The sequence below is a fragment of the Acinetobacter sp. YH12254 genome (assembly GCF_013417415.1).
GTDB lineage: Bacteria > Pseudomonadota > Gammaproteobacteria > Pseudomonadales > Moraxellaceae > Acinetobacter > Acinetobacter pseudolwoffii.
On the sequence record NZ_VPEB01000005.1, the window covers coordinates 181,976 to 196,008 of the forward strand.

Below are 14,033 nucleotides of genomic sequence, written 5' to 3' on the forward strand. Positions count from 1 at the left end.
CCTGATCCGCATTCGAGTTGAGACATGTAGCTGTGACTGATAAGCAACCCTTTGAATTAGTAACCAGTTATCAACCCGCAGGTGATCAGCCACAGGCCATTGAAAAGCTGGTCAAGGGTATTGAACAGGGCTTTCATGATCAGCTTTTACTGGGCGTTACCGGGTCGGGTAAGACTTATACCATGGCCAATGTGATTGCACAGACCCAGCGTCCGACTATTGTCATGGCACATAACAAAACGCTGGCTGCACAGCTTTATGGCGAATTTAAAGCATTTTTCCCGAATAACGCCGTCGAGTATTTTGTCAGTTATTATGATTATTATCAGCCGGAAGCTTATGTGCCATCTTCAGATACTTTTATCGAGAAAGATGCCGCAATTAATGACCATATTGACCAGATGCGTCTTTCCGCGACCCGATCATTATTAGAACGTCGTGATGCAATTATTGTCGCATCAGTTTCTGCAATTTATGGTTTGGGTGATCCGAATGCCTACATGAGCATGTTGCTGCATGTGGTGGAAGGCGATCGCATTGGTCGTGATGACATTATTCGCCGTCTGGTCGAAATGCAGTATTCGCGCAATGAACTGGAATTCCTGCGCGGTACTTATCGTATTCGTGGCGAAATTATCGATATTTTCCCGGCAGAATCGGATCAGGATGCCATCCGGATTGAACTGTTTGATGATGAAGTTGACTCCATTCGCTGGTTTGATCCCTTGACTGGGAAAATGGTTCGCAAAGTCCCGCGGGTGACGATTTATCCCAAAAGTCACTATGTCACGCCCAAAGACAATTTATCCCGCGCGATTGAAACCATTCGGGAAGAACTCAAAGAACGACTGGTGTTCTTTCGTGAAAATGACAAATTGCTGGAAGCGCAGCGGATTGAACAGCGTACCCGTTATGATCTGGAAATGATGCAGCAGTTGGGCTATACCAATGGCATCGAAAACTACTCGCGTCATTTGTCTGGACGTCCTTCAGGTGAGGCGCCACCCACCTTGTTCGATTATATTCCCGATGATGCCTTGCTGATTATTGATGAATCGCATGTGACTGTGCCGCAGATCGGCGCGATGTACAAGGGCGACCGTTCGCGTAAGGAAAATCTGGTGAATTACGGCTTCCGTTTGCCAAGCGCGCTAGATAACCGCCCGATGAAATTTGAAGAATGGGAACGCATTGTTCCGACCACCGTTTATGTCAGCGCCACGCCAGCTCGCTATGAACTGGAAAAATCGCAGCAGATTGTCGAGCAGGTGGTACGTCCGACCGGTCTGATCGATCCTGAAATTGAAATTCGTCCGGTACTGACGCAAGTCGATGATGTACTTTCAGAAATTAATCTGCGCAAAGATATCAACGAGCGGGTATTGGTCACCACCTTGACCAAGCGCATGGCCGAAGACCTGACCTCTTATTTGAAAGAGTACGGGATTAAGGTCGCTTATTTACACTCGGATATCGATACTGTTGAGCGCGTCAAGATTATTCATGAACTGCGTACTGGTGTACACGATGTACTGGTCGGAATTAATCTGCTGCGTGAAGGTCTGGACATGCCGGAAGTGTCGCTGGTTGCGATTCTGGATGCCGATAAAGAAGGTTTCCTGCGTTCTGAGCGTTCTCTCATTCAGACTATCGGGCGTGCTGCGCGTAACCTGAAAGGGAGGGCGATTTTGTATGCAGATCGAATAACTGACTCAATGCAAAAAGCCATTGATGAGACAGATCGACGTCGCGCCAAGCAGATTCAGTTTAATGAAGAGCATGGTATTACTCCGCGTAGCGCAGTCCGTCAGGTAATCAAGGAAATTGATACCGGTGAAATATTGGATGATGATTCAATTGAATTGAAAGCTTCTGATCAGGCGCGCGCGATCAGTGCAGATGAACGACATATCATGGCAGACCCGAAAATGTTTGCGAAGCATATTAACAAGCTTGAAAAGGAAATGCTGAAAGCCTCTAAAGAGTTACAGTTTGAGCAGGCTGCACGTCTGCGTGATGAAATTTTGCGCTTAAAAGCCCAGATGTTTGATTGATTTTTTTTACATGAAGTTTTATTTCGATGACCTAAAGTCAATCATAAACCAAACATAATGTAACAAATCAAGTGCTTGGATAAGGCTATTGTAAGAACAGAAAATTTTTAAATAAATATTTTGTGAACATATAATAGGTATTTTTATGACAACTCAAAATTCTTCAGGTAATGGATTGAAGCTGGCAAAAATTGCTGTGGGTAGTGCGGTTCTTCTTGGTTTGGGCGCGGCGACGATGGCCTATGCGCAAAATGAGCCATTAGCCACTGTTGAAAAAGTAGAACTGGACCGTTATTTGGGGACTTGGTATGAAGTGGCGCGCAAGCCTTTGTCTTTTCAAAATAAATGCGATCGTGATGTCACTGCAACCTATACCTTAAATGAAAATGGCAATATTGTGGTCGATAACCGCTGTATGAAAAAAGATGGTCAGCCCACCCAATCCTTGGGTGAGGCATTTGTGCAAGATCCACCGCAAAATACCAAATTAAAAGTCAGTTTCCTGCCCGAATTTATTCGCTGGATTCCGGTCGGGCGTGGCGATTATTGGGTCTTAAAACTGGATGAGAATTATCAAACCGTTCTGGTCGGTGAGCCTAAACGTAAATACATGTGGATACTGTCACGTAATCCGCAATTAGATAAAAATGTTGTAAACGAATATTTGCAATATGCACAGTCTGTGGGTTATGACCTGAGTGATGTGATTCATACCAAACAAACGCAAAGATAGAAATATCTTCTTAATCGAAACCATGCTTAGGCATGGTTTTTTATTTTTATGAGCAAAAATATATTTCAAAGTAGGGTAGTGATTTCACTTTAAATAGATGAAGCATCAAGCTTTCTAGTGTACTAATCGTTATAATGCCGGCGAATGAAAGTAGAGTTTGACTATGTATAAAGGCATTGCGTTATCTGTATTGGCCTCGGTGGTTTTCGGGGTGCTCTATGTATTTACGCCTTTCTTGCAGCCTTTAGATAGTGAACAGACCTTTGCCTGGCGCATGCTGGCCACGATTCCGTTTTTAACTGCCTTTATGTGGTGGTCGGGTGATCTGCAACATATCAGCAGTATCTTTAAGCGGGTTTTGCAGCAACCTGCCTTGTTGATCTGGCTGCTGATCAGCTCCCTGTTATGTACCACACAATTATGGCTGTTCTTGTGGGGCCCTATCAATGGTCGTGGCCTAGAAGTCTCACTCGGCTATTTTTTGTTGCCTCTGGTGATGGTGCTGGTCGGCTGTATGCTCTATAAAGAAAAATTGTCATCATTCCAGATGGTCGCTGTCGCTTTGGCGGTATTGGGTGTGGGGCATGAGATCTGGCGAATTGGTTCAATTGCATGGGAAACGGTCTATGTGGCTTTGGCCTATCCTTTGTATTTCTTCATGCGGCGTAAATTTGCTACGGATCATCTGGGGGGCTTCTGGTGGGATCTATTTCTGATTTTGCCCGCTGCATTTTATCTGGGTTTTATTTATAGCGACTCGATGCAGCTCATGTTAAATCATTCTCATTTAATCTGGGCAGTATTGGTATTGGGTTTTTTGAGCGCACTGGGACTCGGTAGCTATATTCTCGCCAGCCGATATTTACCCTTTGTGATCTTTGGATTGTTGAGTTATCTGGAACCTGTGCTGTTGGCCTTTGCCTCGATGGCTTTGGGGGAGCGTGTGGAAGCTGGCGAGTGGCTGACTTATATTCCAATTTGGCTTGCCGTATTGGTGCTGGTGATTGAAGGAATTCTGCATCTATTTAAGCAGCGTAAACAGCAATTAGCGCTTAAAAAAAATCTGGCAAACTATCAGGATCGACTAGACTCTTAAAATTAAAAAGAGATCGAATGAATAAACAACATTTAACAAATTTCTGCTCCGTACGGGAAAACGCATGCTTTTAAAATTTTTGAATGCAAAATCATTTAGCTAATTGCAACTATTTCCCAGATTTATAGTGAATATACGTTAAAAACCACTCGTCTCGGTGAGCTTTTGATTCAAAGTTGCCTCCAATTCCATTACAATTATCGGGTTTTGAAATTTATGCCTAGATTTACAATTAATTAGAGGACGTATCTGTGAGCAAAGACACTATCGTTGCCCTACATGCAGAGCACCAAGGTCGCTGGAAAAACCGTGAAGAACTTGCGGAACGCATGATTGCCCTTGTTGGTCAGTTATATCGTGAAAAAAATATTGTAGCTACAGTTTATGGTCGCTCTTTAATTAACCGTTCTGTGATTCAGATCTTGAAAGCACACCGCCGTACTCGCGTACTCGATGTTGAACTTTCGGTTGTAAATACATTCCCAATTCTTGAAGCATTGGCGAAAGTTGAGAACATCGGTTCTGCTGAAGTTGATCTAGGTAAACTTGCTGTTGAATTTAAAGAAAAAGGCGGCGACATCGATGCATTTGTTGCAGACGCTGTTAAATCTCTAGAAGGTAATGCTGCTGCTGTAGAACATAAAGACGTAGTTCTTTATGGTTTCGGTCGTATCGGTCGTATCCTGGCACGTTTGATGATTGGTCAATCAGGTCTGGGTCGCGGTCTTAGCCTGAAAGCAATCGTGGTTCGTAAATCATCTGATGGTGATTTGGAAAAACGTGCATCTCTACTGCGTCGTGACTCGATTCATGGCCCATTTGCAGGCACGATTTCTGTAGATGAAGAAAACGAAGCAATTATTGCAAACGGTAACTTCATTAAAGTGATCTATGCGTCTAATCCTTCTGAAGTGGATTACACAGCATATGGTATTAACAATGCACTTGTAATCGACAACACTGGTAAATGGCGTGATGCTGAAGGTCTTGCTCAACACCTGAAATGCCCGGGCGCTGCTCGTGTTATTTTGACTGCACCTGGTAAAGGTGACATGAAGAATGTGGTTTACGGTGTGAACCAGGCGGACATCCTTGCTGAAGATAGCATCATCTCTGCTGCAAGCTGTACGACTAACGCAATTACTCCAACACTGAAAGTATTGCATGATAAATACACCGTGTTAAATGGTCATGTTGAAACAGTTCACTCGTTCACAAACGACCAGAACTTGATCGATAACTACCATAAAGCGGACCGTCGTGGCCGTGCTGCAACATTGAACATGGTTATTACTGAAACTGGCGCAGCGAAAGCAGTTGCTAAAGCGCTGCCAGCACTTCAAGGTAAATTGACAGGTAATTCTGTACGTGTTCCTACGCCAAACGTATCACTTGCAATTCTTAACCTGACTTTAGGTCAAGACGTTGATCGTGATGAAGTAAACGAATATATTCGTCAGATTTCAATCGGTTCGATCCTTCAAGGTCAAATCGGTTATACCAACTCGACTGAAGTGGTCTCTTCTGACTTTATTGGTTCACGCACTGCAGGTGTATTTGACGCGCAAGCAACAATCACTTCAGGCAACCGTTTAACTGCTTATGTTTGGTACGATAACGAAGTGGGTTATAGCTGCCAGGTATTACGTATTGCTGAACAAATGGGCGGCGTAAGCTATCCTAAAGTTCCTGCAGAAACAAATGCATAATTTGTTGATGTAGTTTAAAAAAGAGTCTCTATGGAGGCTCTTTTTTTATACTTATTTTTTATTGAAGTCGGGTGGATTCGATTCAATCACGAAATGTAAATCAGCTTGCTGACGAAATATTAATCTGTTAGCTTACAAAGAGTAAGTATATTAAAATCAGTAAGTAATAAAATCCCGAGATAGATTTATGACAAATTATGCAATTAGTCCGTTACTAGGGCAGGTTTTATCAACTGAATGTCCATCACGTGAAATATTGGAACATCTTGCCAATAAATGGTCGGTCTTGGTGTTGCGTTGCCTGAGTGAAGGTGTGCATCGTTTTAGTGAACTGAAACAACGGATTGAAGGGGTGAGTGAAAAGATGCTCTCCCAGACTTTAAAAGTGCTGGAACAAGATGGTTTTGTGCTCAGAACGGTTTATCCGGTTGTGCCACCAAAAGTGGAATATCAGTTGACCATTACCGGTTCACAAGCTGCAGATAAAGTGATGCAAATGATTCACTGGATTGAACGTGGTTTACCAGAAATTTTAGAAAATAAACAACGTGTTGCCAAATAGAAGCTAAATTGCTTTTGGGGTAGCAAGAGATGAAAAAGTCAGAAAATCTGTTGGCTACTTTACTGGCAGTGTATGCAATCATTTTAGTTTTATGCATTGCGATTTATGCAATCTTCAAACTTTTAGATGTTGATATTGCTTTAGCGACCAATCTCTTGCTTTGGTCAGCAACGATCTTTGCACCGCTTGCAATATTAATGACCTATACCAGTTGGCGAGAGCAGAAAGGGGTAGAAGTAATTGCTAATTATTGTAAAGGACTAGTTATTCAACTTGTTGAGCTTGAGCATCTTAGTAATCAAATATGTAATTATTTAATTTATAAACCTGATCGAAATGAAAGTATAAAAATATTGAATAAAAAATTTATATCTATATTTAATGAGCAAGAAGATGCTTTTAAATTTTTAGGTAAAGCAATATCTGATGGAGAATTAAAAGACCAAATTAGGAGATTTCAAAATCAATGTTTGCTTAACTATGTAAGATATAACGCACTGGTTGGTAGTGAAAATTTGGAACATATCGCGAATATTACACCTCAATTAGGTAGTATTCATCGAGAACAAAATTCTAATCTTAGAACAGAGTTAATGAAGTATGTACTTTACCAAAAGGAATAAACCGATCGATTTATTCCTTTGTGAATCAAGCATTTTGCATTTTCTTAAAATCCAAGCGATCAATCAGTAAAATTCCAATCGAGAAAATAAAGCCAAGGATCACGCAACCGATCCATTCAAACTGCTCCCAGGCATAGACTGCACCAAGCGAACCTAAAGCGGCACCACTAAAGTAAATCGTCATATAGACTGCATTAATACGTGAACGCGATTTAAGATCAATCCGATAAACCAGATTCTGATTCAAAACATGGAAGGCTGTCAGACCAAAGTAGGCCATCAGCACACCAATCGCATAGATTACAATATTGTGCTGGGCAAAATATAAGGGCAGTGTAGAGCCGAACATCAGGACAATGCATAGCTTGGCGACCAGATTTTCTCTACCTTGTCCTACGGTTTTGCCTGACCAGCTTGATGAATAAATCCCGATCACGCCCAGTAAGCCAAATAACCCAATTTCGAAATCGGTGAAATAATAAGGTGCATTGCCTAATACAAAAGTCATCGAGGTAAAGATCATCGATAAAATTCCAAAACCCAAGGCACCCGCACAGGCACGCCGGATTAAATGTGGATTCTGACCTGCAAGGCTAAACAAAGAGCGGTAAATGTCACCAATAGTTAAGCCTGCCTGAGCTTGAGTATCGGGTAGTTTTTTCCACATGAGTGCTGCAAAGAGCAAGGTGATCACACCGCTGGATAAATACACACCTTCCCAAGACCAGTAAGTGGAAACAAAGCCGGCAAAGGTACGTGATAGAATAATTCCCATCACCAACCCACTCATCAGCTTACCCACTGTAGCAGCGCTGGATTCAGGTGGGCTAATGGTCGATGCAAAAGGAATTAAGACCTGCGCCGAGATTGCGCCAAAGGTGGCACACAAGGTAAACAGATACAGCATTGATAAAGTTGTACTGAATGAAAGCAATATCTGCGAAATGGCTGCAAAGACCATTAAGCTAACGATCAGTTTGCGTTTATTCAGAAAGTCTCCCAAAGGAACCAAAAGCATTAAGCCGAGAACATAACCAATCTGTGCAATCACCACGGAAAAACCGGCCTGACTGGTACTAATGCCCAGACTTTTCTCGATTGAATAGATCAGAGGCTGGTTAAAATAGGCAGAGCCTGCACATAAGCCACATGCCATTGCCATCAATAATACAAATTGTGATGACAATGGACTGACAGATTTCCTTTCTGAATTGCTCATAGGCCCAACTCTTTTAACATTGCCTGCACTATAGGTAGTTGCACGACAAAGCAGAAATAATTAAAAACAATCAAGTGATCATTAAAAAGTATATTAAAACAAAAGCATAGAGCTTAGTTTTGAAACTTATCAAAAATTAATGGCTGCTCAATAACATGACAGGATTAAATAAGCGATCTTCATGGAATAGCATATAAATATAGTCGAGAAATTCTTTAAAATATGGCAGAATATGGGGTTTTAAAGTTTTTAGAGGATTGGCAATATGCGCTTTGTTGATGAAGCAGTCATTACCGTAGAGGCTGGCGACGGTGGCAATGGCGTAGCCAGTTTTCGCCGTGAAAAATTCGTGCCATTTGGTGGTCCAGATGGTGGTGATGGTGGTCGTGGTGGCAGTATTTATATACAGGCTGACGACAACACCAGTACGCTAGTTGATTATCGTTATACACGTAAATTCCGTGCAGAACGAGCAAAAAATGGCCGTGGGGCGAACTGTGCTGGTCGTGGCGGTGAAGACACCGTATTAAAAGTTCCAGTTGGAACAACAATTGTAGACGTCGAGTCTGGCGACATTATTGGTGACTTGATCGAAGATGGTCAACGCGTGAAAGTGGCAGCAGGCGGTGACGGTGGTCTAGGAAATACTCACTTTAAATCATCGACCAACCGTTCACCACGTAAGTGTACGCATGGTCAAAAAGGCGAATTCCGTGAAATCCGTCTGGAGCTTAAAGTTCTGGCAGATGTGGGCTTGCTGGGTATGCCAAATGCGGGTAAATCAACCTTCATTCGTGCAGTATCGGCGGCAAAACCAAAAGTGGCAGATTATCCATTTACCACCATGGTGCCAAACCTGGGTGTGGTCGATGCCGACAGTCACCGTTCATTCGTGATGGCCGATATTCCGGGTCTGATTGAAGGCGCATCTGAAGGTGCAGGTCTAGGGATTCGCTTCCTGAAGCATCTGGCACGTACCCGTATCTTGTTACACATCGTTGATGTACAACCGATTGATGGTTCAGATCCGGCGCATAATGCCAAAGCAATTTTGAAAGAGTTAGAAAATTTCTCCCCAACACTTTCAAAACTGCCGATCGTATTGGTGCTGAATAAAGTCGACCAATTGGCTGAAGAAACACGTGAAGAATGGTGTACTCATATTCTTGAAGAATTGCAGTGGGAAGGCCCGGTTTTTGAAACTTCTGGCTTAACCGCTGAAGGTACCAAAGACGTGGTTTACTACCTGATGGATCAGATTGAAGAGCAGCGTGAACGCGAAGCTGAAGATCAAGAATATGCAGCAGAAATGAAAGCATTCCGTGATCAGCTTGAAGCTGAAACACGTGAACAAACCATCGCTGCAAAAGAAGCGTATCGTGAGATGCGTCGTCAGCAACGTCTTGCCGGTATTCTGGGCGACGACGAAGATGATGAAGATGGCGATGATGATAGTGATGTGGAAGTGTACTACGTACGCTAATCTCTGAGAGAAGAGTCTGAGGACAAGATGATAGAAGTGGTAGATGGGCAGCGTCAGCTCAAGGGTTGTAAACGAATCGTTGTTAAAATCGGATCATCTTTACTCACAGCAAACGGACAAGGTTTAGATTTAGATGCCATCTCGCACTGGGCGGGACAAATCGCAGATCTACACAATGCAGGACACGAGATTATTCTGGTGTCTTCCGGTGCTGTGGCTGAAGGTATGGTGCGAATGAAACTTGAGAATCGACCCACCGATCTACCCAGTCTTCAGGCTTGTGCTGCCATTGGTCAGATGGGCCTGATTCATACCTGGTCAAGCGTACTGGAGAAACACCAGATTCGAACGGCGCAGGTATTGTTGACCCATGATGATCTGGCAGATCGTCGCCGCTATCTCAATTCATGTGATGCTTTGCAGAACCTGATTGACTGGCGCGTGATTCCAGTGATTAATGAAAATGATACCGTTTCTACCGATGAAATCCGCTTTGGTGATAACGACACGCTGGCTGCCATGGTGGCAGGTCAGGTGCATGCAGATCTTCTGATTATCTTAACGGATCAGGAAGGTATGTTTGACTCAGATCCACGCTCGAATCCAGATGCCAAACTATTCCATACGGTACGTGCGATGGATGAGAGCCTGTTTGATATGGCCGGTGGTGGTGGTAAATTTGGTCGCGGCGGCATGCTGACCAAAGTTCGTGCTGCACGACTGGCGGCAAAGTCCGGTTGTCCGACCTTAATTGCAAGCGGTGATAGTGATGCTGTGCTATCTCGTCTGATGTCTGGTGAATTGTTAGGAACCTTGTTTGTGACTGACAAAGATCGGATGACCGCGCATCAGCAATGGTTGGCAGCACACCTGCAAACGGCAGGTCGTTTGGTGATTGATGATGGTGCGGTAAAGGCCATTAAAGACAATCATCGTAGCTTGTTGCCTGTCGGCGTCAAAGCGGTTGAAGGACATTTTGAGCGCGGTGATGTGGTGGAATGTGTGGATACACAAGGTCACCGAATTGCAGTCGGTCGTGTTAACTTTAGTTCGCGTTCGGCAGATATTGTACGTGGTCTGGCTTCTGATAAAGTGCATCAGGTTCTAGGTGAAGCACGTTCACTCGAGATGATTCACCGCAATCATATGGCGATTTACTAAGTCATTCAGATTTAAATTTCAATCATAAAAAATCCCGCTTTCGAGCGGGATTTTTTATGACATCTTAATGCGATTTATTTAATCCAGCCCATCCGGATTAATGGCGCAAACAGTGACTGATGAATAGTTAAAATAAACTGCATGAGTTTATCCTGATATTTCCACCACAATGGTAATCCAGCTAAATTTACTGTTATTGCAATCAGGAATGCACCCAGCATATCCATCGGAAAATGCACACCGACATAAACACGTGACCAAGCTACTAGCCAAGCTGTCCAGATTAGAATTCTTCCCAAATCACGTTGTGATGAAAAATAACAAGATAGGGCAATCCCACTAAAAATACTCATATGATTGCTGGGAAAAGAACCTGTAGGTGCATGTTCGATCAGGGTGCGACCAATATCTATTACAAACGGACGTGGGGTATTCAGGATCGCGGACAATACCTCGCTGATCGACAAGGTAATTGCTGTAAAAATAAATGCCTTGATAATGCCAGTTTTTACTTCATAACTGCCACGGAACCAGGCAATAGCAAAAATCAGCAGAAAGAGATAAACCAGATCATGCGCAATCAGGGAGGCATATTGGATCATCCAGATCGAGGCGTGTTCAGGTACATTTAGGATATGAAACAGGTAAAGATTCAGTTGGTCAAGAGACATGAGCAGAGAGGATTGGTACAAATGTCCGTTACTCTAAACCGGTCAAACCTCAATTCCTACCTGAGTTTGTATGAATTTGTAGCCTTGATTATTAAAGAATATTCAAATGATAGAAAACCACCCAAAAGGGTGGTTCTTAAAAATCCGAATAATATGATGAAATCTTATTTAAACTGAATCGCACCATTGGCACTCACCGTCATTTGCGATTCACCCGCAGCAACTTCCTGCTCTGGAACAGCCATATCCGCCGATGCAGCTTTCATCATGGCCATACGCGGTACAGGTTGTGGTGAATAGTTATTGGTATTCAGATTTAAGTTTACCAGTTGATAACTCGGTTTGTTCCAGGCTTGAGTCAGTGCCTGTGCGCGTTGCTGGAAGTTTTTAGAGGCTTCAATCATCAGCTCATTTTCGACTTTTTTGCGCTTTTCGTCTGAAACTTTGAAGTTAATCGACTGGGTCTGGAAGTGCTGTTGTAATTCAGCAATCAGTTGAGACGCTGCTTTAAAATCTTTCGATTCCAGACGAATCTGGGCACGTCCACGCCATTCTTTCAATTTGCGGTTATCATTGTCATAAATAGGGTAAGTGCTTTGTGCGCCCGTCTCGATTTTCACAGTTGGATATTTGCGCGCTGTGGTAATGGCCTGATTCATTAGCTGGTTAATTTGTGTAGCCAATTCAGCTGGCTGTTTGTTGGATTTTTCAATATAAAGCACGGCATGCATTTCATCATTTGAGATTTCACGACTGGCCTCTGCTGAAAGATTCACAACATTGTAATTCAGCGATTCAGCCGGAGCTGCAAATGCGCCTGTGGCCAAGGTAGATGCAAGGATAAAACTGGTAAGTGCTAAGAGACGCATGAAATTGTCCTGTTTTTCTTAAAATTGGCCATCTAAGCCGTTGTTAAAATATTAAATCTCAATTGTGATCTTTTTACGAAATATTTGTGGTAAGAGTGTTAAATTTTCTTTCATTTTACACTCTTACTTGATTTATGTTTATCGTTAATAATTAAGTGCTTAATGGTGGATTTTAAGCTTTTTTGCCTGAATGTTAGCTGTGCTACAAAAAAGCATAAAAGAACCCGCTTTTCTTTCTGCTGTCACACTGTAAGATGATCATTCAGGTTATAGGTTGGTGTGATGTTTTTTTTCGATAAAGATTAGGACAAAATGCAACTGAAAGTTGTTTATTTTCCTGAAAAATTCGGTATCATCCGCCTCCTAGTTATTTAAATACAAACTGCTAGCTAGAACCTCTTTATAAAGCGCCGAGTCAAAGGACCAAACGTCACCAGACTTATTTCTTTCACCCATATCAGAGATGGTAATTCGATATGAGCGTTACTTCTGTAAACCCTGCCACCAATTCCACAAACGAATACTACTTGACTCGCCAAAGTCAGATGGAATCGAATGTGCGTAGTTATCCACGTAAATTACCGTTAGCGATAGCGAAAGCACAAGGTTGCTGGGTTACCGATGTTGAAGGTACTGAGTACCTTGATTGTTTAGCTGGGGCAGGGACGTTGGCATTGGGCCATAATCATCCTGCAGTCATTCAAAGTATCCAGGATACAATTGCAAGCGGCTTGCCATTGCATACACTGGATTTAACTACGCCTTTAAAAGATGCTTTTACTGAAGCACTTCTTTCTTATCTTCCAGGTGGTCAAGAAGAATACTGCTTGCAGTTCTGTGGCCCATCCGGTGCAGATGCAACAGAAGCAGCCATCAAACTTGCGAAAACCTTTACCGGTCGTAGCTCGGTGATCAGCTTCTCTGGTGGCTATCACGGTATGACGCATGGTGCATTGGCCATGACCGGTAACCTGTCTGCGAAAAACGCAGTTAACGGTTTGATGCCAGGCGTTCAATTCATGCCGTATCCGCATGAATACCGTTGCCCATTGGGTCTTGGTGGTGAAGCGGGTGTTGACGCTTTAACGTATTTCTTTGAAAACTTCATTGAAGATGTAGAAAGCGGCGTGACTAAACCGGCAGCTGTGATTCTTGAAGCAATTCAAGGGGAAGGCGGTGTGGTAACTGCACCTGTGAAATGGTTGAAGAAAATCCGTGAAGTGACTGAAAAGCACAACATCGTGTTGATTCTTGATGAAGTTCAAGCGGGCTTTGCACGTTCAGGTAAAATGTTTGCCTTTGAACATGCGGGCATCGAACCTGATGTGGTGGTGATGTCTAAAGCTGTTGGTGGTAGCTTGCCGCTCGCAGTACTCGGTATTAAACGTAAGTTTGATGCTTGGCAGCCAGCAGGTCATACCGGTACGTTCCGTGGTAACCAGTTGGCAATGGGTACAGGTCTTGCAACGATCAATACCATTAAAGAACAAAACCTGGCGCAAAATGCCCAAGAACGCGGTGATTTCCTGCAAGCTGAGATTAAAAAATTAGCTGCCGAATTCCCATGTATTGGTAACGTGCGCGGTCGCGGTTTGATGATTGGTGTTGAAATTGTGGACGAGCGCCAAAAGGCAGATCACATGGGTTCTTTACCTGCTGATGGTCAATTGGCAGCAGCGATCCAGACGGCGTGTTTCAACAATAAATTATTGCTTGAGAAAGGTGGTCGTAACGGTACGGTAATTCGTTTACTTTGCCCATTGATCATCACGCATGACGAATGTGTTGAAGTGATTGCTCGCTTTAAGAAAGCAGTTGCTGAAGCTCTTGTTGCAGTTCGAGGCGCATAATTC

The 14,033-nt window shown here is 43.2% G+C and carries 12 protein-coding genes; 9 read left to right on the plus strand and 3 right to left on the minus strand.

The annotated features are described in order from the left end of the window. The first annotated feature begins 32 nt into the window (after nt 1-32). The 6 genes from uvrB (at nt 33) to FTV29_RS15110 (ending at nt 6,777) form a co-directional block, all read left to right on the plus strand. Nucleotides 33-2,054 carry an excinuclease ABC subunit UvrB gene (uvrB, locus tag FTV29_RS05345; protein WP_005096439.1) on the plus strand — a complete coding sequence of 674 codons (2,022 nt, stop codon included), beginning with the start codon at nt 33-35 and terminating at the stop codon, nt 2,052-2,054. A 145-nt stretch (nt 2,055-2,199) separates the two neighbouring features. Continuing rightward, the gene (locus FTV29_RS05350) at nt 2,200-2,787 is read left to right on the plus strand and encodes a lipocalin family protein (RefSeq protein WP_100355227.1); all 588 of its coding nucleotides are present in this window, start codon (nt 2,200-2,202) and stop codon (nt 2,785-2,787) included. A gap of 163 nt (nt 2,788-2,950) precedes the next feature. Continuing rightward, a complete protein-coding gene (gene rarD / locus FTV29_RS05355) occupies nt 2,951-3,883 on the plus strand; it encodes an EamA family transporter RarD (protein ID WP_074383018.1) in 933 nt (310 codons plus the stop codon). Nucleotides 3,884-4,134: 251 nt separating this feature from the next. Then, nucleotides 4,135-5,592 carry a glyceraldehyde-3-phosphate dehydrogenase gene (locus FTV29_RS05360; RefSeq protein WP_005096443.1) on the plus strand — a complete coding sequence of 486 codons (1,458 nt, stop codon included), beginning with the start codon at nt 4,135-4,137 and terminating at the stop codon, nt 5,590-5,592. 187 nt (nt 5,593-5,779) lie between these two features. Next, complete coding sequence (locus tag FTV29_RS05365; protein ID WP_005171768.1) at nt 5,780-6,154, plus strand: helix-turn-helix domain-containing protein; 375 nt, start codon at nt 5,780-5,782, stop codon at nt 6,152-6,154. A 29-nt stretch (nt 6,155-6,183) separates the two neighbouring features. Beyond that, entirely contained in the window at nt 6,184-6,777 is a 594-nt protein-coding gene (locus tag FTV29_RS15110; protein WP_005096445.1) for a hypothetical protein, read from the plus strand. A gap of 25 nt (nt 6,778-6,802) precedes the next feature. Here the strand turns inward: FTV29_RS15110 and FTV29_RS05375 are convergent, their stop codons facing one another. Next, the gene (locus tag FTV29_RS05375; protein ID WP_180075208.1) at nt 6,803-7,996 is read right to left on the minus strand and encodes an MFS transporter; all 1,194 of its coding nucleotides are present in this window, start codon (nt 7,994-7,996) and stop codon (nt 6,803-6,805) included. Between the two features lie 265 nt (nt 7,997-8,261). Here FTV29_RS05375 and cgtA point away from each other — a divergent pair, with 265 nt between their 5' ends. Further along, nucleotides 8,262-9,479 carry an Obg family GTPase CgtA gene (cgtA, locus tag FTV29_RS05380; RefSeq protein WP_180000441.1) on the plus strand — a complete coding sequence of 406 codons (1,218 nt, stop codon included), beginning with the start codon at nt 8,262-8,264 and terminating at the stop codon, nt 9,477-9,479. 27 nt (nt 9,480-9,506) lie between these two features. After that, complete coding sequence (gene proB / locus FTV29_RS05385; RefSeq protein WP_074383013.1) at nt 9,507-10,640, plus strand: glutamate 5-kinase; 1,134 nt, start codon at nt 9,507-9,509, stop codon at nt 10,638-10,640. A gap of 74 nt (nt 10,641-10,714) precedes the next feature. Here proB and FTV29_RS05390 read toward each other — a convergent pair whose 3' ends face one another. After that, on the minus strand, nt 10,715-11,311 hold the full coding sequence (locus tag FTV29_RS05390) for a phosphatase PAP2 family protein (RefSeq protein WP_005096450.1): 597 nt from the start codon (nt 11,309-11,311) through the stop codon (nt 10,715-10,717). 164 nt (nt 11,312-11,475) lie between these two features. Beyond that, complete coding sequence (locus FTV29_RS05395; protein ID WP_005096452.1) at nt 11,476-12,180, minus strand: SIMPL domain-containing protein; 705 nt, start codon at nt 12,178-12,180, stop codon at nt 11,476-11,478. Between the two features lie 476 nt (nt 12,181-12,656). Here FTV29_RS05395 and FTV29_RS05400 point away from each other — a divergent pair, with 476 nt between their 5' ends. Next, nucleotides 12,657-14,030, plus strand: coding sequence for a diaminobutyrate--2-oxoglutarate transaminase (locus FTV29_RS05400; protein ID WP_005096454.1), 1,374 nt, complete (start codon nt 12,657-12,659; stop codon nt 14,028-14,030). The last annotated feature ends 3 nt before the right edge of the window (nt 14,031-14,033 follow it).